The following is a 19,621-nucleotide window of genomic DNA, read 5'->3' as shown; positions in this document are numbered from 1 at the left end:
TGCGCTGTCAGTCCCGGGGGCCGTCCGCCGCCCCGTCCGGTTCCGCGCGGTGCGCCGGATGGCCGGGGGTGCGGCGGTCCTCCTTCATCTCTGCTTCGTACAGATGGCGCCGGCCGCCGGCGAGCCGGTCCCTGACCTTCTCCTCCAGGCGCTGGAAGGTGCGGTAGTAGCCGTCGTCGTACTCCTCGACAATCTGGAAGGTCCACCGGCCGGGGAGCACATTGCGTCCGATCAGTTCCCTGCTGATCTCGTCGGCGAGATCCGGATGGCCGGCGTCGCGCAGAAGTCCGACGACGTCGTCGAGACCCAGGTCGGCGTGGCCGGTCAGCTGATGGAAGCCGTAGAGGTGCCCACGGGCTCTTTCGGTGGTCTCCAGGGCCGCCGACATCCGTCCTGCGGCCTGCACGGCCTTTCTGTCGTACGGGGTCAGGGCTGCTTGCGAGCCTGCTCGCCCGCCCGCGAGGCGGCCTCCCGTTCGGAGCCGGCACCGGCGGTGCTGAGCCTGCCGCCCGCGCTTTCCAGATGGGCGCGGACGAACCACTGGAACAGTTCGAGGCTCCGCAGGTTCTCGATGAGCAGGTCCTGGGTCACCGGGTCGGGCTCTTCGGTGGCCCGTACGGCGGCGCGGTGGTCCTCGATGAGCTTGGTGTAGACGAGATCCAGGGCGCCGAGGTGTTCGATGGCTTCGGCCCGGCCGACGCTGTAGTCGTCCCAGGACCGTTCGGCGACCAGGACACCCGGCGTCCCGGGCGGCGACCCGCCGAGGGTGGAGATGCGCTCGGCGACCTTGTCGGTCATGTCCCGTACGGCTTCGACCTGCGGGTCGAGCATCTCGTGCACCGCGATGAAGTGCGGGCCGACCACATTCCAGTGAATATGCTTCAGCGTGAGAGCGAGATCGTTGAGTGCGTGCAGACGTGCGCGCAGCAGCTTGATGACCTCGCTGCCGTCGGCGCTGGACATGCCGGGGACCGTGTACTGGGGCGGGGGCGGATTCTTGCTCACCGGGGACCTCCTCATCGCCACGCGGGCTTCGACGGTGCCGCGCGGATCGGATCGGGCGCTGCTCCCCGTCATTCGAACACCGGCCGGGTCCGGGCGCGCGCTGTCGCCCGCCGGGAAGCGGCCATCCGGCCCAACGGCCGGGCTGTAGCGCCGACCTCTCCGGGCGACTGCCTCGGCGACCTCCCGGCTGCGACGGCGCGAGGGACAGCAGCGGGCGGCAGTGGGGCCCGCCGGCCGTTCTCCGGCCTGCTTCGCTCAGGACGGAACGGTGAAGTCCCGCATGATCTCGGTCACTTCGCCGTCGGGGACCTGGTCGAATACGTCGTACCACTCTCCGACCGCCTGGAAGACTCCGGGCTGGTGCAGGCAGATGACCTCGTCGGCCTCCTGGCGCAGGGCCGCGGTGCTGTCGGCCGCGCCCACGGGGACCGCCAGCAGCAGCCGGGCGGGTGCGCGGCCGCGCAGATGGCGCACCGCGGCGCGGGCGGTGACGCCGGTGGCGAGGCCGTCGTCCACGACGATCACGGACCGCCCCTCAAGTGCGGGGGGCGGCCGGCCCTGCCGGTAGAGGTCCTCCCTGCGGTGGAGTTCGGTGCGTTCGCGGGCGACCTCGGAGGCGAGCCGGTCCTCGCTCAGGCCGAGCCACCGCAGGGCCCCGCTGTCGAACACCGGCGGATCGTCGTCGGTGATCGCACCCACCCCTCTCTCCGGCTGCCCCGGCAGGCCGATCTTCCGGACGATGAGCACATCCAGCGGCGCATCCAGGGCCCGTGCGATCTCCGCGGCGACGGGCACTCCGCCCCGTGGAAGCGCCAGCACCAGGGGCCGGGGCAGACCGCCGGCGGCCGCTGCTGCGCGGAGCGGGGCGGCGAGCTCCCGCCCGGCTTGGCTCCGGTCGTGGAAACGCATGATCCCTTCCTCTCCGACAACTCCGTTCCCGGCGTACGGGCCGTACGGAACGGCCCGTACGGCGGCGATGTCACATCCCGGTGGGCCACGTCTCCTCCTCGCCGGTGCCCGGCAGTTCCCCGTGGAGCGGGGTGAGGGCCTGGCTGCGGTCCAGGTGGACGAAGGCGTCGTAGCGCTCGCCCGGCACGGTGGGGACGTAGTTCCCCCGCTTCTCGGCCTCCGGCCGGTAGACCACTCCGATGGCGCGGTGGTCCCGCTGCTCCTCGAACCACTCGGGGCCGCCACCGGCCGGCACTCCACTGCGGACACCTTCCGGGAACACGAAGAGCCCCGCGCCGCCGGGGAGCGCGCGGTGCAGCAGTTCCTCCACGCTGCCCGGCTGCGCCGGGGGCACCCGCAGGATGCCCGGGTCGTCGCCCCAGCGCCCGGCGGCGACCACGGTCCCGTCGTACGAGCCGAAACCGACCAGCACGACGCCTTCCGCGGCATGGCCCTCCCGGACGAGCTGGCCGAGGCTGACCAGTCCGGCCCCCGCCATGTCGGTGGCCCGCGCGTCTCCGACATGGGTGTTGTGCGCCCACACCACGGCCTTCGCGTCGGGGCCGTGGTGTTCCATGAGCCGGTCCAGAGTGCCGGCCATGTGGTGGTCGCGGATGTTCCAGGACTCCGGGCCGCCGCCCGCCACAGCCCGGTAGTACCGTTCGGCGCCCGCCAGCACCTCCGCGTTCTGCCGTGCGGTGAGCTGCGCGAGGCCGCCGCCCGCCGCCTCGGCGCCGGCCGTGACCCGCCGCAGCCGCACCAGCAGGTCGCGTACCTCACGCTCGCAGCCCGACGGTACGAAGCGGGTGGCGCGTGCGTAGGAGTGCGGGTCCCCGCCGTACGGCTCGAAACAGCGGAAGGCGTCCAGCGCGCCCGCCAGCTCGTCCGGGGCGTGTTCGTCGAGGTATCCGATCACCGCGTCCATCGACTCCCACAGGGAGTAGACGTCCAGGCCGAAGAAGCCCACACGTGAACGGCCGGGCGGCAGAACGAGGTTGTACTCCCGCAGCCAGCGGGCGAAGCGGAGCACATTGGTGTTGGCCCACATCCAGGTGGGCCAGCGGCCGAACTCCAGCAGTACGTCGAGCGGGTCGTCGGGGGCGTCCGGCTGCGCCGTGACCGAGGAGTGGACGGCCTGGCAGTCGGGCCAGTCGCCCTCGACCGCGACGAAGGAGAAGTCCTTCTCCTCGATCAGCCGACGCGTCAGCGCCGCTCTCCAGCGGTAGTAGTCGGTGCTGCCGTGGGATGCCTCCCCCAGCAGCACATAGCGGGCGTCACCGATCCGGTCCAGCAGCGGATCCAGCGAGGCGGCGCCGGTCAGCGGCTGCGCGCCCTCCCGGACCCGCTCGACCCGGGTCTTCGTCCCCGACCGACTGGAGGCCATGGCCGTTCCCTTCGCACCGACACCGTGCAGGGCCCATGAACTAGTCTCGCGCCGCCCCGGACCCGTAGTCCAACGCTCAGCCTTATCGAACGTGCACTCGTTCACGGAATTGTCTTTCCTTCCCGCGTGCAGTCCGGTGCAATTCCAGGCTTGCACCACTGCGGGCGCATGTGCGGAGGAGGATGTGTCCTGGGAAAGAAGCATCCTGGGAAGAATTCTTCCCCCCTCACAGCAGGCCCTTCAGCTGCCTCTCGCTGGACCGGGACACCCTGACGGCCTGCACCGCACCACCACAGAACCCGCGGAATGAGCCTCGCGTCCCGTCAGTCCCGGCGGAGCTGCCGACCGGTGGTGTCCGAGTCCGAGTCCGGCGCGCGGCGTTCCGGCGGCTGCGGCGCGGACATGTCCAGCAGGAGCAGGGCGTCGTGGTCGGGGGTGCCGGGTTCGGCGGTGTAGACGCCGATGCGCTGGCCGGGAGTGCCTTCCACCTGCAGGGACTGCGAGGTGAGGGTGACCGTGCCGACCTGCGGGTGCTGGAACGTCTTGTGGGCGGGCTTGCGCCCGGTTACCTCGTAACGCTCCCACAGGCCGGCGAAGTCGGGGCTCTTCAGGAGCAGTTCGCCGACGAGGTTGGTGAGGTCCGGTGCGTCGGGTGCGGCGCCGGCCATGGCGCGCAGGCGGGCGACGCATGCGGTGATCTGCCGGTCCCAGTCACCGAACAGATCACGGGCCGCGGGGTGCAGGAACAGGTAGCGGGCGAGGTTGCGGTGTTTGACGGGCCAGTCGTCCAGTCCTGCGTACAGGGCCAGACCGCCGGGGTTCCAGGCGAGCATGTCCATGCTGCGGCTGATGACGTAGGCCGGGTTCGGGCGCAGGGAATCGAGCAGCAGCTTGAGGTGGGGGCGCACGGTGCGGCTGGGCGCGGGCGGTGGCTCGGGGATGTAGCGCGCGGCACGGGCGGCCAGCTCGCGCAGGTGCTGGTGTTCCTGCTCGTCCATGTGCAGGGCCCGGGCGAGGGCATCAAGGACGGCGGGGCTGGGGCGGGTCTCCTTGCCACGCTCCAGGCGTACGTAGTAGTCGATGCTGATGCCGGCCAGCGTGGCCAGCTCCTCACGGCGTAGCCCGGGGGTGCGCCGGACCCCGGCGCCGACGGTGAGGCCGACGTGTCCTGGACTGGTCTGGGTGCGGCGGGCGCGCAGGTAGCGGCCCAGCTCGGCGCCTTCACTGTGCGCGCTCCTCGTTGCCATGTCTCCAGTCTCACTCGCGCCTGACCTGGTCCGCAGGGCCGAGGGGGGCCCTGTCGTTACCCCCGAAGAGCCCGCCCTGCCACAGCCGCGCCATCGGCGCGAAGCTGAAGGGGCAGGACGCCGCCGGCACCCGGCAACCCACGGGCCCGCGCAGGCACGGCCTGCCGGACCGGGCGGGAGTAGAGGCGCGGGGCGACACCACGATGCGAAGAGGACGACATGCGTTACATCAAACTGCGTGACCTGGAGGTTTCCCGGATCGGCCTGGGAGCGATGGGGATGTCCCATGGTTACACCGGGTCCGGCACGGACGACGCGGAGTCGATCAGGACGGTGCACCGTGCGCTGGAGCTGGGAATCGGCGGATTCTAGGGATCGTCGCAACACGTGGTCGGTTGTGTTAGGCGGCGAGTAGTTTATGCAGACGCTCGGCTGGGGTTTCCCAGCCGAGCGTTTTGCGTGGGCGTCCGTTGAGTTCGGCGGCGACGGCGGCCAGGTGTTCGTGGTTGTGGACGGACAGGCCGGTGCCCTTGGGGAAGTACTGCCGCAGCAGGCCGTTGGTGTTCTCGTTCGATCCGCGCTGCCAGGGGCTGGCCGGGTCGCAGAAGCAGACCGGGACGTTGGTGGCAAGGCTGAAGGCGTGGTGGGCTGCCATTTCTGAGCCTTGGTCCCAGGTCAGCGAGCGCGTCAGATGCGAGGGCAGACTCTGCACGGTCTTCACGAGCGCGTCGCGCATGTCCTCGGCGGTGCGGCCGTCGGGCAGGTGTACCAGCATCACGTAGCGGGTGGCGCGTTCGACGAGAGTACCGATGGCGGAGCCGTTGTCCTTCCCGATGATGAGGTCGCCTTCCCAGTGGCCGGACACCGCCCGGTCCTCCGCCTCGGCCGGCCGTTCGCTGATCATGACCATCGGGTGGCTGAAGCGCGGCTGCCGACTGGCCGCCTGCCGCTGGGGCCTACGACGTGCTCGCCCCGAGCGCAGGGCCCGGGCCACCTCGCGGCGTAGTTCGCCGCGGCCCTGGACGTAGAGGGCCTGGTAGACCGTCTCGTGAACCACGTGCATCTCCGGCCGGTCGGGGAACTGTGCACGCAGAGCGTTGCAGATCTGCTCCGGGCTCCACCGCAGGGTCAGGCGATGCTGGATGAAGTCCCGCAGCTCGGCGTTCTGCGCGATCTTGCCCACCTTGGGGCGGCGCCGACGGACGTCGGCACGGGCCTGGGCCGCGTGGGGACGGTAGTGCCGCTGACCACGGGGATCCGTGGTGCTGTTGCGGCGGATCTCCCGACTGACGGTGGACGGGCTGCGTCCCAGCTCGGCGGCGATCGCACGGATCGTGGCCTTCTCCCGCAGCCGGTCGGCGATGTGAAGGCGCTCGTCATCGCGCAAATACCGGCCCGACGACATGGCGACGGGCGCCTGCCCTTGCTGGGCAGGCGCCCGAAACCTGTCCGGATCGCTCCGGCCGTTGCGCCACTCGCGGCCGGTCCGTTCGTTGACGCCCACCAGCCGGGACGCCTCTTTGTTGCTATAGCCCTGTCGCACGAGCCGGAAGTATTCCTCCCGCTCCCGCCGCAACTTCATCGGCCCGTGAGCCTTTCGGACCTTCCGGATCTCGAAGTCCATCGCATCCCCTGAGCTGGGGTGTTGCGACGACCACTAGAACGCAAGCTCCCTACGGCCGGGGCTTCCCCGTGCAGCACGTCACCCTGGACAACGGCGAAAAATGCCGTCTACCGGGCATGGTCAGACCGCTCCTGCTCCAGCAGCTCCTCCAGATCGGAGAGGCGGTCCAGCCCACGCACCGCCCGGCTCATGCGCGCATTGTGTTCGAACCGGTCGCGGTGGCGGTGCAGAAGATTCCAGTACCCGGCCGTGAAGGGGCAGGCGTCCTCGCCGACCCGGACGGACGGCCTGTACCGGCAGGGACCGCAGAGGTCGCTCATACGGTCGATGTAGGCGCCTCCGGACGTGTACGGCTTGGTGGTCATCCGGCCCCCGTCCGCGTACTGCGACATGCCCACCACGTTCGGGACCATGACCCAGTCGTAGCCGTCGACGAAGCTGCGGTGGAACCAGTCGGTGACGGCCCTGGGCTCCCATCCGCGCTGGAGGGCGAAACTGCCCAGGACCATCAGGCGCGGGATGTGGTGCGTCCAGCCCGTCGTACGGACCTGGTCCAGGACGTGGCTGAGGCAGTTCGCCCCGGTCGCTTCGGAGGAGAGCTCCGTGAACCAGTCGGGCAGCGGCGCGTGGTGGCGCAGGGAGTTGCTCTCGCGGTACCGCGCGCCGAAGTACCAGTAGACGTGCCAGACGAACTCGCGCCATCCGGCGATCTGCCGTACGAATCCCTCGGCGCTGTTGAGCGGCACATCGCCCGACCGCCACCGCGCCTCGGCCCGTTCGACGCATTCGGCGGGGTCGAGCAGGCCGAGGTTGAGCGACGAGGAGAGCAGGCTGTGGCTCATCGTCGTGTCCCCGGCGAGCATGGCATCCTCGTACGCGCCGAACGTGGCGAGCCGGTGCCCGGTGAAGCGGCGCAGGGCGGCGAGCGCCTCCCGGCGGGTGGCCGGGAACCTGCGGGGCGCGTCCTCGCCCACGAACTCGATGTCCCCGTCGCGCGACCAGCGGTCGAGGTCGGACCGCACCTCGGCGTCGATGTCGCTCTCCCGGGGCCGGTAGGGCGCCGGAACTCCCAGGCCGGTGGCGCCGCGTGGCGGCGGCTGCCGGTTGTCGTGGTCCAGGTTCCAGCGGCCCCCGGCCGGCCGGTCCCCCTCCATGAGCAGGTCGTGCCGCTGCCGGACCCATCGGTAGAAGTCCTCCTGGCGGAGGCGTTTCGTGGAACGGCCGTCCGCCCACTCCCGGAACTCGTCGTGCGTCACGAGGAAGCCGCGCGGGGGCAGTACGCGTACGGAGGGCAGCGCCCGTACGAAGTCGTGAGCCGCGTGGGAGGTGGGGTGGTGCACGGTCACCGGCCCGTCTCCGACGGTCTCGCGCAGGCCCTCGCGGTAGGTGTCCGCCTTGATGTACCGCACCCGGTCGCCCAGCTCGGCGGCCCGGTGGCGCATCGCCGAGAGCACCAGATGGGCCTTGGCACGGTGGAACCGCCGCCGCCGCAGGACACTGCGGGCCTCGATCATCAGCAGCGGGGCGTCCCGGTGCGGGCCGCCCCGTGCGGGATCGAGGAAATGGGGGCCGAGCTGATCGCCGAACAGCCAGTGGGGGGTGCGGGACTCTCTCTCCGTCATACCGAACGCTCCGTTGACGATCTGTGGCCGGCCGGCACGCGCCGCACAGCGCGCCGCTTTCTGCACAGATCAAAGCGCACGACAGCGTGGGCCGTTCTCAGCACACGCCGGGGCGGCGGGGCTGTAGCGCCGGGGCCGCGTCGGATGCGGGTACAGCGGAGCGAGGGCCGGCCTTCGCTCAAGACCCGAGCGGGATGTCAGTCCGCCGCCAGCACCCGCTCCAGCCAGGAACGACGGGCCCGCCACGCCGCCCGGCTGATCACCGCGTCCGGGGCCACCAGGTCGAACGTGTGGTAGCCGCCGGACCACACATGCAGCTCGGCAGCGCCGCCGGCCCGCCAGATCCGGTCGGCGTAGGCGACGGCCTCGTCGCGCAGTGTCTCCGCGGAGCCGACATCGATGAAGGCGGGCGGCAGTCCGGACAGATCCGTGGCGCGGGCGGGCGCGGCGTAGGGCGACACGTCCGGGCCCCCGCACTCGGAACCGAGCAGGGCCTTCCACCCGAAGCCGTTCCAGCCGCGGTCCCAGACATCGGCACCGTCCATCTGAAGGGCCGAAGCACTGTCGTTGCGGTCGTCGAGCATCGGGCACATCAGCAACTGCCCGGCCAGCCGCGGACCGCCCTTGTCGCGCACCGACAGACTCAGCGCGGCGGCCAGGCCACCGCCGGCACTCGTCCCCGCGACGACGATCCGGTCCGCGTCCAAGCCGAGTTCGGCCGCGTGCTCAGCCGTCCACAGCAGCCCGGCGTAGACATCGTCGAGCGGTGCGGGATGCGGATGCTCCGGCGCGAGCCGGTACCCTGCCGAGATCAGCGACGCCCCGAGGCGCTCGGCTTCGTCCAACAGCGGTTCGAGGAAGAACAGGTGCCGCGGATCGCCGCTGAAGTAGCCGCCGCCGTGTACGAAGTAGATGGCCGGGCGCGACACGGCCGGGCCCGAAACAGCGGCAGGCGTGCAGATCAGCAGCTCGGCCTCTGAAGTTCCGGACGTCCCCGGAACCGAGCGCGAAGTCACCTCGAACCGCCCGCCCCGCCGCAGCTCGTCGAGCGTCGGCACCTCTGCGGCGTCTTCGGCCCGGACCTCCGGCAGCCGCTCCAGGCTCATCGGGCCCGAACCGGCCTCCTGCACGGCACGGTATCCGTCCAGCAGCGCCGCATCGAAAGGTACTGCCACCATCAGTCCACCTTTGTCAGAATTCGCGCGCCGTCCTCGGGGCTGGCGCGTGTGCTCCGAGCGCTCACCCCGCGATCCATCGCCGGAAGCGAGAGTCCAGCCGCCGGGGGCAGTGTAGATCTTGCTCGATGTGGCCAACCTCCGGGGTTCCAGGGCCCGCCGGGGTGCAGCACCGGGCCGGAGCGTGCAACCGGTCGGACTCGGGGGCCTCGGTGCGCACGGCGCATCGCGGGTTAGTGAAGACGCACAGGGACCTGACACGGGCGGTCTCGCACGTCGGGTCGGTGCGGATTTTTTCGCCAGTGGTGTGCTTTGCGCACACCCATGTTCCTTTTGTGAGGCCCCCGTTGCATCTCTACGGTGGGGCTACGCACCAATCGTAAGTATGCGAAGGAGTGACATGCCGGTCCAGCGTCTCAACCACGCCGTCCTCTACGTCCGCGACGTCGAACGCAGCGTCGCCTTCTACACCGATCTACTGAGGTTCCGCACCGTATTCCGCGTCCACGCCGACGGCGACAAGGTGCCCGAGGGCGCGTTCCTGCAGGCCGAGGGGTCGACCAACGACCACGATCTGGCCTTCCTCCAGATCGAGGGCCCGGCTTCCCCGCAGAGCCCGGACCGACGCCCCGGGCTCGCGCACCTGGCGTGGGAGGTGGACACCCTGACCGAGTTCCGCCACATCCGCGACAAGCTGGTCCGGACAGGCGCGCTGGCCTACGAGTTGGACCACGGCACCACCAAGTCGCTGTACGCCGGCGACCCGGACGGCCTGGAGTTCGAAGTGTGCTGGCTGGTACCCGCCGAGAGGATCGACGAGGTGGAACCCGTGGCCTTCGCGCCGCTCGACCTGGACGCGGTCATCGCACAGTTCGGCGCCGACCTCCCGGGCGGGACCGGCATATCGGCTCCGGCCCGCCACTGAACCGGCGAACGCCGCCTCCCGGCCCCGGCGGGCCGTCATGCCCCGCCCGCCGGGGCCCCCCCCAAGGGGGCCCGCCGGAGCCACGTCGAGATTCCGCATGCAGCCCGCGGCATCCCCGTACCTGGCGCATACGTGAGCAGCCGCGGTGAGGATCCGCTCGCGGGTCAGCCCGGCGCGCACCGGCCGGGGCTGCGACGTGGGGCGAGGCGACGGTGGGCGGACGTCGTCCGGCGTTCCTTCCGGGGCACGGAAAGCGAGTACCGAAGGAAGTGAGCTTTTGCTCATAATACTGCCATGAGCTGCGCAAACAAGATGCTCCTCGCGACGAGGAGCGGTTCATGAGTCCCCGCGTGCGTCCCCCTGCGGAGCGCACGATGATCACGCTGGAGGTACGCCGCCGCGAGCTGCTCACCCCGGGCTTCGCCACCGTCACCCTCGGCGGGCCGAGCGTACGGGAGCTGGTCGCTGTCGGCGGCGACCAGGCCGTCCGCCTCTTCTTTCCCCGTATCGGACAGACCGCGCTGCGCATGCCCACGGCCTCGAACGAAGCGTGGATGGCCCAGGTGATGCTGATGTCCAAGACGGTCCGCCCCTGGGTGCGCAACCTGACCGTCCGGCGCGTGCGGCCGGCGGAACAGGAGATCGACATCGAATTCGCCCTGCACGGCGACTCGCCCATGAGCTCCTGGGTCCGCCGGGCCCGGCCGGGCGACCCGGCCGGGATCTTCGACCTCGGCACCACCTACCGACGGCCCGAGCACGCACGGGCGCAACTGCTGGTCGGAGACGAGACCGCCCTGCCCGCCGTCCTGTCGATCCTGGACGGCGACCCGCATCCGCCGCCCACCGAGGTCTACCTCGAAGTGGCGTCCGCGGCCGACATCCGGCCCCTCCGGACGCCGCCCGGAGTACGTGTCCACTGGCTCAGCCGCGACGACGACGCGATACGGCCCGGCAGCCGTGCCCTGGAAGCGGTCCTCACCGCCCAGCTGCCCAGCGTCCCCCTGTACGCGTGGGTGGCCGGCGAATCCCGGCTGGCCACCGGCGTACGGCGGCATCTGGTCAACGACCGCGGCGTACCGAAGCGGGATGTCTCCTTCGCGGGCTACTGGCGTATGGGCTGGTCCACCCCCGGCTGACCTGACGGGGGAAGGGAACGGAAAGAGGTCCCGGCCCCGAAGGGCCGGGACCTGCTGACCGCGTGGCCGCACAGGGTCGTGCGCCGTCAGCGCCCCTGCAGGGACTTGACGTTGTCACCGAACGTCCAGTTCTTGGAGCCGTCCCAGTTGAGCGACCAGGTCATGAGCCCCTTGAGGCCGTTGGCGTAGGTGTTCCACGCCTGGCCGACCTGCCCGGTCGACAGATACCCGCCGCCCGCGCCGGGCTGGGCGGGCAGCCCCGGCACCTGCTTGTCGTAGGGGACCTTGACCGTGGTGCCCTGGACGACGAGCCCCTTGTTGAGGCAGTCCGTCTGCGCGGTGAAGCCCTGGACCGTCCCCGCCGCGTACGAGTCGCCGGAGCAGCCGTACATGCTGCCGTTGTAGTACTGCATGTTCAGCCACCAGAGCCGGCCGTTGTCCGCGTACTTCTTCACGATCGGCAGATACGCGCCCCAGATCGAGCCGTAGGTGACGCTGCCTCCGGTGACGTAGGCGGTCTCGGGGGCCATCGTCAGCCCGAAGCCCGCCGGCATCCGGGCGAGTACGCCGTCGATGATGCGGATGAGGTTGGACTGCGAGGCCGAGAGCTGGTTGATGTTGCCGCTGCCGGTGAGTCCGGTCTCGATGTCGATGTCGATGCCGTCGAAGTTGTACTTCTTCAGGAGGGGCACCACGGTGTCGACGAACCGGTCGGCGACCGCGGTGGAGCTGAGATCGATGCCCGCGGTCGCGCCGCCGATGGACATCAGCGTCGTGAGGCCCGACGCCTTGGCCTGGCACATCTCGGCCGGGGTCGGGACCTTCACCGTCGAGTCCATCCCGTCCTCCCACAGAGCGGTGCCGTCCGAGCGGATGACCGGGAAGGCCGCGTTGACCACGTTGTAACCGTGGGCGGTGATACGGGAATCGGTGAGAGGGATCCAGCCGAGCGGCGGGTGCACACCGTTGGCGGCCCCGTCCCAGTTCTCCCAGTACCCCTGGAGCACCTTGCCCGCGGGCTTGGGCTTGACCGCGCAGGTGTCAACGGCCCGCGGGGCGGCGGGCGCTGCGGCGACCAGCATCTGCACGACGGCGGCCGTCGCGAGCCCGACCCCCAGAAGACGTACCGTCCGACCGATCATGTCGTGTCCCTTCCTGGCCCGGCGCTCGGGCGGGGCATGAGTGTCACGTACCTGCCACCCGTACCTGCACAGCTGCTGTCGAGTACCTGTCAACGTAAAGTGGTCCAGACCTCCGGTCAATAGGTCTGGACCAAACTGCGGGAGGCGAGGCGACCGTGGGACGGAGAGACGGCCACGGGCCGGGCCGCTCACCCGTCGGCCGGGAGCCTTTCGATGGCCACCATCGCCGCGTCGTCGCCGAGGCTGCCGCCGGCGTGGCGGAGCAGATCCGCGCAGAGCCGGTCGAGCAGCTTGGCCGGGCCGTCGGCGCCCCAGGACGCGATCCGGTCGGTCAGCGGATAGAAACGGCCCGCCGCGTTCCGGGCCTCGATGACGCCGTCGGTGTACAGAAGCAGGACGTCGCCGACACCGAAGGTGAAGGTCTCCGCACCGAACACGCCGCTGAGCAGATGCCCGAGGCCCAGCGGCGGCCCCGGCTCCCGTACGTCGAGCGACTGGACCCGGCCCGCGCTCACCACCAAAGGCGGCGGGTGGCCGCGGCTGACGAGCTGAAGCTCCGGGCCGGTGTCGGAAATGTCGAGCACGGCCGCGGTGACGAATGACTCTCCGCTGTCCTCGCGCGCCCCCTGCGCCCCTGCCGTGTCACTCCGGTCGGATGTGACACTGGCCTCCAACTGGCCGACAGCTTCCGAGAGTTCCGGATCGCGGTGGGCCAGCGCCCGGAAGGCCCCGAGGACGCCGGCCGCCTCACCCATGGCATCGAGGCCCTTGCCGCGCACATCACCGATGATGACGCGCGTCCCGGTCGGCGTGCGCGTCACCGCGTACAGGTCGCCGCCGAGCTGGGCCTCCGCCTCGGCGGCCAGATAGACCGAGGCGATCCGCAGCGCTCCGATGCGTTCCGGGAGCGGCCTCATGACCACGCGCTGCACCGCGCGGGCCACCCAGCGCAGATGGGTCATCTCACGTTCGTGGCGCACCCTCAGATACGCGAAGAAGGTGACGAAGACGGAGATCAGGAAGAGCGCGGCGAGCTGATAGGTGTGGTTGAGATCGGTGACGCTGGTCCGCGAGCCCGCCACGAACGCGTCGGCCGCGACGGCGACCGCGCCGACGAGCGCGGTACTGCGGGGCCCGGCGAACGACGCCGTCACGGCCGGCGCCGCCACCAGGAAGGGCCCGAGATGCACAGCCGGCGGGGTGAAGAGATCCACCACCGTGACAGCGGCGATCAGCAGGAACGGCATGAGCATGAGCGCCTTCGGATGCCGACGCGGCTCCTGGAGCGCATGGAGGAAGCGCAGCGAACTCATGGCCTCTGCCTACCTCACCCGGTCCGTGCCCGCGCTTCGGCCGGGTCCCGCGTCGGCCGCCCGGCCGCCGCTCAGCTCTGCTTGATCGCCGAGACGTCGAATTCCAGCACCACCCTGTCGCCGACGAGGACGCCTCCTCCTTCGAGGGTGGCGTTCCACGTCATGCCGTACTCCTTGCGGCTGATGGCGACCTCGCCCTCGAAGCCCACCCGCTGGTTCCCGAAGGGGTCCTGAGCGGAACCGGTGAGTTCGAAATCGATGCTGATCGGCTTGCTGGTGTCCTTGATCGTCAGATCGCCGCTCAGCCGGAAGTGGCTGTCGTCCAGCTGCTCGATCCCGGTCGAGGTGAAGGTGATCTGCGGGTAGTTCGGGGCATCGAGGAAATCGTTGGTCCGCAGATGCCCGTCGCGCTGCTCGTTGCCCGTGTCGATGCTGTCGGTCTTGATGGTGACCGCGACCCGTGACTGAGCCGGGTCCGCGCCGTCCAACTGGAGCGTGCCCTCGAACTCGGCGAACGAGCCGCGGACCTTGGTGATCATCGCGTGCCTGGCCACGAAGCCGATACGGGTGTGCGCCGGGTCGAGCACATACGAACCGGTCAGGTCGGTGAGGGCGGGCATCGTCATGACGTACTCCAGGCAGTCGCGCGAGAGGGGCGTCTCACGCTAGGCAGCCCGGACGGTACGGGGACCGGGCCGCGCCACCGTGCCCCTGCCCGGTCACCCCGATGGACCAAGACCGCCGGGCCCGGCGACCGCCGGACCGCACCCCCCGAAAGGGACGGCCGTCCCGCCGTACGCACGCCGGACCGGCGCTCCCCGGGTCCGGCCGCGGCGCCGGGGCCTTCGGACTCCGCCGTCCTCCCGGAGTGCCGGAAAAGGCGGCCGGACGCACCCTGAGGTCATGGACAGCACACCGATAGTGGTGCATCCGCCCTCCCCGAGCGGAGGACGACGGGTGACGATCCAGGGAGAGATCGCAGGTCTGGCCCACGCCGACGCGGATGTCGTCGAGTTCCTGCGGCGGGCCGGTCTGCTCGACGCGGACACCCTGCTCGACGACGAGGCGTGGGTGAAGTGGCGCGGCGGGCGCGCCCACCAGTACGCGACGGCCTGACCCGGGGCTCCGGGTGTACGGGCGTGACGCGGGCGCCGCACCTCTGCCGCTCCCGACAGGCCGCCCGGCCGGGGCGGATGCCCTGCCCGGTCCGCGCTCAGGGGAACAGGGGCCGCCACGCGATCCGCCAGTGCCTGCCGACGCCGGGAGCGAAGAGCTCCCCCGTCGGAGACACGCGTCTGGCGTCCTCGGAGAGCAGAAAGGGCCGGGGGCGGTAGGAGCGCCCGTCCTTCGGCTGACGGACCCTGGTCCGCTCCGTGTACGCGGCCGAGTCCTCCGGGTGCACATAGACGTCGTCGTACGGCTCACCCTCCCCGCGGTGGATGGCGGCCTCCTCTTCGGGGGTCGGGGGCGGTGCGGGGCGGCTGCTGAGCGCCTCGCCGGCCAGCGCCTCGTATCCGTCCGCCAGGATGTTCGCGACCAGGTGCAGCCCGCCGGGATCGCAGTCCACCGCGTCCTGGGCCGCCAGGGCCGCGCCCCTGGCGGTCGCCGCGAACACGTCACGTCGGTCCGATGTGTTGTTGACGGCGGTGCCGAGTGCCAACTGCGCCGTGTCCAGGGCGAGCAGCGCCGCCCGGCCCGCTGTGGTGCTCCCCGCGGTCTCCCCCGCGGCATCCGCGGCCGTGCGCCCGGCGCCGTCCCGGGCCTGGACTCCCCCGTAGGCGGCGGCGCGTGAAGCGGCGCAGGAAGCCCGCGCGATGTGGCGCGCCCGTGCCCGCTCGGCGGCCTCGGGCGGATGGACGGGATCCTCGTACAGGCCCTCGCACCGGCTCTCGTACGAACCCTCGTGCCGGTATGAACCCTCGTACGGAGGGGACGGATCGTCGGCCGGACGCGCCGAAGGGGCCGGGTGCGCCCGGCCGGCCGGGCCGTTCTCGAAGTCGTGGGGCTCAGCGGGGTGCGGCGTACTCATCGGTGTTCCTCCGGCGTCTGCTGACTGACGCCGGAGATTCGACGCCGAAGCGGTGGTGGATTGGCCTGTGAAGCGGGCGCTCCGCCGGGCCGTCGAAGGCTGCCGGGGCGCGGGTCTGACGCTCAATCACGCCCTCCGGTTCCGTGACGATCGTCACGCTCTTCTCCCGGGGCTCATGTCAGCCGGACACCCGGTCCCCCGCGTATTCCAATAGAGCGAGAGAGCGAAAGACGCAGGAACCGCGGGTGTCACCGGTCGTCCCGGTACGCCCCCGCCTACTAGGAGAGAGTCCCCCATGCCGTTCTTGCCGTCCGGGCTGCGTGAGAACACCCCCGAATCCAGCCGGTCGCCGGGCGTGCCGGAACAGCGGTCACCCACCGCGGGCAGCGGGACCGGTGCGAACAGGACCGAGCCGTCCGGAAAACGGAGGTACGGAAGCCGGGCGGGCGCGGACCGGCGGAACAGAGACGGACCGGACAGAGGCCGGGCGGGCACCGGCCCGGCAGCGACGGACCCAGCAGCCACGGACCGGGCCGGCACCGGCCGGTGGAACGGGATCGGGGCGGAGGGAGACCGACGGCACCAGCGCGGGTCCGGCCCCCGTGCGGGGGCGGCCGCCGTGCGCTCGCTGCTGCTGCGGGTGGGACCTGCCGACCGCCAGGTGCTGTGGCTGTATCTGGCGACCCGGCTGGGCGTCTGGACCACCGCCTACTGCGTCCGGTGGCTGTTCCCCGCCGACCCCGACTCCCGTGACGCGGGCCCCCTCCTGGCCCCCTTCCAGCAGTGGGACTGGCACTTCTACCTGCATATAGCCCGGGACGGATACTTCCCGGGCCAGGGCAGCCTCCTGCACACCACCCTGGACCACAGAGAAGCGTTCCTGCCCGGCTTTCCGCTCGTACTGCGGGCTGTCCACACCGTCGTCACCGACTGGACCGCGGCCGGACTGCTCATCTCCTTCGTCGCCGGGGCCGTTGCCGTTCTCGCGCTCTCCCGGATCGCCCGGCTGCACCTGCCCGACCACGAGGCCGGGCGGCGCTCCGTGATGTTCCTGCTGCTCTCCCCATGCGCGATCTTTCTGGCCGCCGGCTACACGGAGGCGCTCTTCCTCGCCTTCGCCCTGCCCGCCTGGCTCGCCGCCCAGCGCCGCCACTGGCCGCTCGCGACGACCCTGACGGCGCTGGCGGCCACGGTCCGGGTGAACGGCCTCTTCCTCGCCGCCGCCATCGCGCTGCACTTCCTCCTCACCGCGCGGACCGGCCGCGACTGGCGCCAGTTCCCCTGGCTGGTCCTGCCCGCCGTGCCCGTGGCCCTCTACAGCGGCTTCCTGCGTGCCCACACCGGTGACTGGATGGCCTGGAAGCACGCTGAGGAGCAGGGCTGGAACCGTACGTTCCACTCCCCCTGGGATGCCTGGTCGCACACCTGGCACAACGCCTTCACCCAGGCCCAGACCACCGGTTACGCCGTCATGTTCCAGGCCGAACTCCTGGCCATGGTCGCCGGAGTCGTCCTGCTCGTCGTGCTGGCCCGGCAGCGCCGCTGGGCGGAGGCCGTGTACATCGGCCTCACCCTGTGGGCCCTGGGCACCTCGTACTGGTACATGTCCATACCCCGCTCCACCCTGCTGTGGTGGCCGCTGTGGATCGGCCTGGCGGGGTGGAGCCTGCGCAGGCCGGCGCTCAAGACCCTGTTCCTCAGCCTGGCCGCGCCCGCCACGACCGCCGTCGCGCTGACGTTCCTGTCCGGCCGCTGGGCGGGGTGACCGGGCCCGACCCGCCCAGCGGTCCGGGTGAACCGCAGTCGTTTTCCGGCCCCTTGCGACGCCCCGCTGTCCGAACCCGGAGCCATAGGTTAGGTTAGGCATACCTAAGTAGCACTACGAGCTCTGCCCGCCTGCTCCTCTGGAGAACTTGGATGCGTCCTTTCAACTCCCGCGCCACGCAGCCGACACCCGCCGAACGCGTGCTGTCGATCCTGACCGCAGCCCACTCGATGACGGTGGTGAGCGATGGGCACGAGCCCGTCGAGGTGCACCGCCTCGACGGAACGGGCGCCATGGGCCACATCCACCTGCACGCACCGCTCGACGAGGCCGGGCCGGCGCAGCCGGGCGCACGTATCCCGGTCCGGCTGGAGCTGACCGACATCGCACCCACTCCGGTACGCGACCGGATGCGGGCCCGGGTCACGGTGACCGGGCTGCTGCTGGCCGAGTACAGCACCGAGGCCACGGCAAGCACCTGCATGGAGTTCGGGCAGGCGGTCCTCGACGACGTCTCCGGCCGGGCCTTCGTCACCCACGCCGAGCTGCAGGCGACGGCCCCGGACCCGATCGCCACCAGCGAGGCCACGATGCTGACCCACCTCGTGGACGGGCACCGCGAACTGCTCCCCCTTCTCCTGCGTCTCGCCCAACCGCAGCCCGCCAAGGGCATGGTGCGCGTCCTGCCGCTGGCGATGGACCGCTACGGCGTGACGCTCCGCCTGGAGTACCCGGGCACCCACCGGGATGTGCGCCTGCCGTTCGCGAAGACCGTGACCCGGCTCGACCAGGCCGGACCGCAGATCCTGTCCCTGCTGGCCGCCGCGCGCCGCGCCTCCCATCCCAACCGGCTCCTCGCCTGACCGCGGGACCGTCCGCCCGGCCTCCTGCCGGGTCCGCGAGAAGCTCCGCGAGCGGTCGGCGCCCCGGCCGTTCCGGAGCGGGCTACGGTTCCTCCGTAGCGACCTGCTGGGGCCAGCAGGAGACCACGACGAGGAAAGGCCACAGCGCCTGGGCGAAGGTGAGGACACGCTCGGCGATCCCCGGCAGCCCATGGAGCTGGAGTCCGACGAGGAACCAGACCGCGCAGGCGCCCATCGCGGCGCTCGCCGCGATCGCCGCGTTCGGACGCAGGCCCCACGACACGCCCCCGTCATGGACCACCCCGGCCCGGAACAGCCACGGAGCGCGCGCACCGCGGTCGACGGCCAGTACCGGCCAGACGGCCAGCAGCCCGAACCCCACCGTGACCACGGCCCCGTGGCCGAACGAGCCCCCGGTGGGGGGCGCGGGCACCAGCGTGAGCAGCATCGCGGAGATCCCGCCCCCGGCGAGGGCCGCCCGGCCGAGGAGCGTGGCGGTGCGCAGCCCGATCGCGGTGACGACGTAACACGCCCCGAGTACGAGCAGCATGCCGGTCATCACTCCGTACCCGGGCATGCCGTACGCGGCGAGGACACTGATGGTGCGGGTCGTGGGGTTGTAACCGGGCCCCTGCATCCTCTCCGCGACATTCCAGCCCCCGAGTAACAGCACGGGAGCACACCCGGAGGAAAGCAGAGCCCACCAGGGCACAAGTCGCATTGAAGCACCATAAGATGCGCCGCCGCACGCCGCTGGATCACACGCGGAAAAGGGTGCTTACCGACCCGCCCGGGAATGGCCTGGCAGCCGTCCGCGGTGCCGGGACCGAGGCGTACGCGTATGTCACGCTCAGCGCCGGGATACCTCACCGGCGGCCCACCCTGAAGAGGAAACGGATTCCCGTTCGGCCGGAGCGATAAACTCTTCGCCGCGTCCGGGGGTGGTTTCCTTACGCTCAAGGCCGTATGACTCACCGTCGAAACGGTATGGAAGCCTGCCGCGCGGGTACGGGAGTCGAATGGAAGCCTCGACATATCAGCTCGCTGTCTCGTCCAACACGGCTCTGTTCATGCTTCTGGCCGGAATCATTGTGGTGGGCGTACTCCTCGCCGCTTTCGCCTGGGGGCGCAGGATCCGCGCCAGGGAACTCCCGCCACCGGAGCCGGAGGAGCAGCCTCATCTTCCTGAGGAAGGCCCGGTCCACGAAATGCGGGAATACCGGGAGCCGGAGGAAATGCCGCACGACGGTTCGCGTCTTCTGCCGCACGAGATCAAGGGTTCGAGTACGCATCGCAGCCCCGTGCAGAAGCCGCCGAAGGACACCGGTGACGGCAGCAGCTTCGGCAGCGGCGGCCTCGGCAGCTGAAGCCGCTCTCCGCCCGGCCGCCGACCGTCACCCCGCGGCGGCGTCCGGGCCCTCTCGCGCTTCCGGCCCGGGA

At 71.0% G+C, this 19,621-nt stretch carries 19 protein-coding genes and 1 pseudogene; 7 read left to right on the top strand and 13 right to left on the bottom strand.

Annotated elements, in window-relative coordinates:
• Positions 1-7: 7 nt before the first annotated feature.
• From ACFXBC_RS29920 to ACFXBC_RS29900, 5 genes are all read right to left on the bottom strand, one after another.
• The gene (locus ACFXBC_RS29920; protein WP_385031355.1) at positions 8-388 is read right to left on the bottom strand and encodes a hypothetical protein; all 381 of its coding nucleotides are present in this window, start codon (positions 386-388) and stop codon (positions 8-10) included.
• Between the two features lie 38 nt (positions 389-426).
• Positions 427-1,020: a Dps family protein gene (locus ACFXBC_RS29915; protein ID WP_385031352.1), complete on the bottom strand. Its 594-nt coding sequence runs from the start codon at positions 1,018-1,020 to the stop codon at positions 427-429.
• A 240-nt stretch (positions 1,021-1,260) separates the two neighbouring features.
• A complete protein-coding gene (locus ACFXBC_RS29910) occupies positions 1,261-1,914 on the bottom strand; it encodes a phosphoribosyltransferase (protein ID WP_385031331.1) in 654 nt (217 codons plus the stop codon).
• 70 nt (positions 1,915-1,984) lie between these two features.
• Complete coding sequence (locus ACFXBC_RS29905; RefSeq protein ID WP_385031328.1) at positions 1,985-3,337, bottom strand: erythromycin esterase family protein; 1,353 nt, start codon at positions 3,335-3,337, stop codon at positions 1,985-1,987.
• Between the two features lie 323 nt (positions 3,338-3,660).
• Positions 3,661-4,584, bottom strand: a complete 924-nt coding sequence (locus ACFXBC_RS29900) for a helix-turn-helix transcriptional regulator (RefSeq protein WP_385031325.1) — start codon at positions 4,582-4,584, stop codon at positions 3,661-3,663.
• A 219-nt stretch (positions 4,585-4,803) separates the two neighbouring features.
• Here ACFXBC_RS29900 and ACFXBC_RS29895 point away from each other — a divergent pair.
• Positions 4,804-4,944, top strand: a pseudogene (locus tag ACFXBC_RS29895) (aldo/keto reductase); the annotation flags it as partial.
• Positions 4,945-4,984: 40 nt separating this feature from the next.
• Here the strand turns inward: ACFXBC_RS29895 and ACFXBC_RS29890 are convergent.
• The 3 genes from ACFXBC_RS29890 to ACFXBC_RS29880 form a co-directional block, all read right to left on the bottom strand.
• The gene (locus ACFXBC_RS29890) at positions 4,985-6,166 is read right to left on the bottom strand and encodes an IS30 family transposase (RefSeq protein WP_385031349.1); all 1,182 of its coding nucleotides are present in this window, start codon (positions 6,164-6,166) and stop codon (positions 4,985-4,987) included.
• Between the two features lie 149 nt (positions 6,167-6,315).
• Positions 6,316-7,830, bottom strand: a complete 1,515-nt coding sequence (locus tag ACFXBC_RS29885) for a cryptochrome/photolyase family protein (RefSeq protein ID WP_385031322.1) — start codon at positions 7,828-7,830, stop codon at positions 6,316-6,318.
• A 197-nt stretch (positions 7,831-8,027) separates the two neighbouring features.
• Positions 8,028-9,008 (bottom strand): alpha/beta hydrolase, encoded by a 981-nt coding sequence (locus ACFXBC_RS29880; protein ID WP_385031319.1) that lies wholly within the window; start codon positions 9,006-9,008, stop codon positions 8,028-8,030.
• A gap of 397 nt (positions 9,009-9,405) precedes the next feature.
• Between ACFXBC_RS29880 and ACFXBC_RS29875 the strand changes: the two genes are divergently transcribed.
• Positions 9,406-9,930, top strand: coding sequence for a VOC family protein (locus ACFXBC_RS29875; RefSeq protein ID WP_385031316.1), 525 nt, complete (start codon positions 9,406-9,408; stop codon positions 9,928-9,930).
• A 338-nt stretch (positions 9,931-10,268) separates the two neighbouring features.
• A complete protein-coding gene (locus tag ACFXBC_RS29870) occupies positions 10,269-11,069 on the top strand; it encodes a siderophore-interacting protein (RefSeq protein WP_385031313.1) in 801 nt (266 codons plus the stop codon).
• Between the two features lie 86 nt (positions 11,070-11,155).
• On the opposite strand, the gene ACFXBC_RS29865 is transcribed toward ACFXBC_RS29870, so the two are convergent.
• From ACFXBC_RS29865 to ACFXBC_RS29855, 3 genes are all read right to left on the bottom strand, one after another.
• A complete protein-coding gene (locus ACFXBC_RS29865; protein WP_385031310.1) occupies positions 11,156-12,211 on the bottom strand; it encodes a chitinase in 1,056 nt (351 codons plus the stop codon).
• A gap of 188 nt (positions 12,212-12,399) precedes the next feature.
• Positions 12,400-13,524, bottom strand: a complete 1,125-nt coding sequence (locus tag ACFXBC_RS29860) for a PP2C family protein-serine/threonine phosphatase (protein ID WP_385031307.1) — start codon at positions 13,522-13,524, stop codon at positions 12,400-12,402.
• A 71-nt stretch (positions 13,525-13,595) separates the two neighbouring features.
• On the bottom strand, positions 13,596-14,150 hold the full coding sequence (locus ACFXBC_RS29855; RefSeq protein WP_385031304.1) for a YceI family protein: 555 nt from the start codon (positions 14,148-14,150) through the stop codon (positions 13,596-13,598).
• Between the two features lie 277 nt (positions 14,151-14,427).
• Between ACFXBC_RS29855 and ACFXBC_RS29850 the strand changes: the two genes are divergently transcribed.
• Complete coding sequence (locus ACFXBC_RS29850; protein ID WP_385031301.1) at positions 14,428-14,640, top strand: hypothetical protein; 213 nt, start codon at positions 14,428-14,430, stop codon at positions 14,638-14,640.
• 97 nt (positions 14,641-14,737) lie between these two features.
• On the opposite strand, the gene ACFXBC_RS29845 is transcribed toward ACFXBC_RS29850, so the two are convergent.
• Entirely contained in the window at positions 14,738-15,553 is an 816-nt protein-coding gene (locus ACFXBC_RS29845) for a hypothetical protein (protein ID WP_385031298.1), read from the bottom strand.
• A 619-nt stretch (positions 15,554-16,172) separates the two neighbouring features.
• Between ACFXBC_RS29845 and ACFXBC_RS29840 the strand changes: the two genes are divergently transcribed.
• Both ACFXBC_RS29840 and ACFXBC_RS29835 read left to right on the top strand, forming a co-directional pair.
• Positions 16,173-17,318: a mannosyltransferase family protein gene (locus ACFXBC_RS29840; protein WP_385031295.1), complete on the top strand. Its 1,146-nt coding sequence runs from the start codon at positions 16,173-16,175 to the stop codon at positions 17,316-17,318.
• Between the two features lie 152 nt (positions 17,319-17,470).
• Positions 17,471-18,181 (top strand): DUF2470 domain-containing protein, encoded by a 711-nt coding sequence (locus tag ACFXBC_RS29835; protein ID WP_385031292.1) that lies wholly within the window; start codon positions 17,471-17,473, stop codon positions 18,179-18,181.
• Positions 18,182-18,263: 82 nt separating this feature from the next.
• Here the strand turns inward: ACFXBC_RS29835 and ACFXBC_RS29830 are convergent, their stop codons facing one another.
• Complete coding sequence (locus ACFXBC_RS29830) at positions 18,264-18,902, bottom strand: DUF998 domain-containing protein (RefSeq protein WP_385031289.1); 639 nt, start codon at positions 18,900-18,902, stop codon at positions 18,264-18,266.
• Between the two features lie 298 nt (positions 18,903-19,200).
• On the opposite strand from ACFXBC_RS29830, the gene ACFXBC_RS29825 reads away from it, so the two are divergent.
• Positions 19,201-19,548, top strand: a complete 348-nt coding sequence (locus ACFXBC_RS29825; RefSeq protein WP_385031286.1) for a DUF6479 family protein — start codon at positions 19,201-19,203, stop codon at positions 19,546-19,548.
• Positions 19,549-19,621: the final 73 nt, after the last annotated feature.

It is taken from the genome of Streptomyces sp. NPDC059398 (assembly GCF_042751845.1).
In the GTDB taxonomy this organism is placed as follows: Bacteria; Actinomycetota; Actinomycetes; order Streptomycetales; family Streptomycetaceae; genus Streptomyces.
This window is presented reverse-complemented; position numbering and strand designations above follow the sequence as displayed.

Coding starts and splice junctions, on each gene's coding strand:
- ACFXBC_RS29920 (WP_385031355.1), bottom strand. CDS start 388: ATGTCGGCGGCCCTGGAGACCACCGAAAGAGCCCGTGGGCACCTCTAC.
- ACFXBC_RS29915 (WP_385031352.1), bottom strand. CDS start 1,020: ATGAGGAGGTCCCCGGTGAGCAAGAATCCGCCCCCGCCCCAGTACACG.
- ACFXBC_RS29910 (WP_385031331.1), bottom strand. CDS start 1,914: ATGCGTTTCCACGACCGGAGCCAAGCCGGGCGGGAGCTCGCCGCCCCG.
- ACFXBC_RS29905 (WP_385031328.1), bottom strand. CDS start 3,337: ATGGCCTCCAGTCGGTCGGGGACGAAGACCCGGGTCGAGCGGGTCCGG.
- ACFXBC_RS29900 (WP_385031325.1), bottom strand. CDS start 4,584: ATGGCAACGAGGAGCGCGCACAGTGAAGGCGCCGAGCTGGGCCGCTAC.
- ACFXBC_RS29890 (WP_385031349.1), bottom strand. CDS start 6,166: ATGAAGTTGCGGCGGGAGCGGGAGGAATACTTCCGGCTCGTGCGACAG.
- ACFXBC_RS29885 (WP_385031322.1), bottom strand. CDS start 7,830: ATGACGGAGAGAGAGTCCCGCACCCCCCACTGGCTGTTCGGCGATCAG.
- ACFXBC_RS29880 (WP_385031319.1), bottom strand. CDS start 9,008: ATGGTGGCAGTACCTTTCGATGCGGCGCTGCTGGACGGATACCGTGCC.
- ACFXBC_RS29875 (WP_385031316.1), top strand. CDS start 9,406: ATGCCGGTCCAGCGTCTCAACCACGCCGTCCTCTACGTCCGCGACGTC.
- ACFXBC_RS29870 (WP_385031313.1), top strand. CDS start 10,269: ATGAGTCCCCGCGTGCGTCCCCCTGCGGAGCGCACGATGATCACGCTG.
- ACFXBC_RS29865 (WP_385031310.1), bottom strand. CDS start 12,211: ATGATCGGTCGGACGGTACGTCTTCTGGGGGTCGGGCTCGCGACGGCC.
- ACFXBC_RS29860 (WP_385031307.1), bottom strand. CDS start 13,524: ATGAGTTCGCTGCGCTTCCTCCATGCGCTCCAGGAGCCGCGTCGGCAT.
- ACFXBC_RS29855 (WP_385031304.1), bottom strand. CDS start 14,150: ATGACGATGCCCGCCCTCACCGACCTGACCGGTTCGTATGTGCTCGAC.
- ACFXBC_RS29850 (WP_385031301.1), top strand. CDS start 14,428: ATGGACAGCACACCGATAGTGGTGCATCCGCCCTCCCCGAGCGGAGGA.
- ACFXBC_RS29845 (WP_385031298.1), bottom strand. CDS start 15,553: ATGAGTACGCCGCACCCCGCTGAGCCCCACGACTTCGAGAACGGCCCG.
- ACFXBC_RS29835 (WP_385031292.1), top strand. CDS start 17,471: ATGCGTCCTTTCAACTCCCGCGCCACGCAGCCGACACCCGCCGAACGC.
- ACFXBC_RS29830 (WP_385031289.1), bottom strand. CDS start 18,902: ATGCGACTTGTGCCCTGGTGGGCTCTGCTTTCCTCCGGGTGTGCTCCC.
- ACFXBC_RS29825 (WP_385031286.1), top strand. CDS start 19,201: ATGGAAGCCTCGACATATCAGCTCGCTGTCTCGTCCAACACGGCTCTG.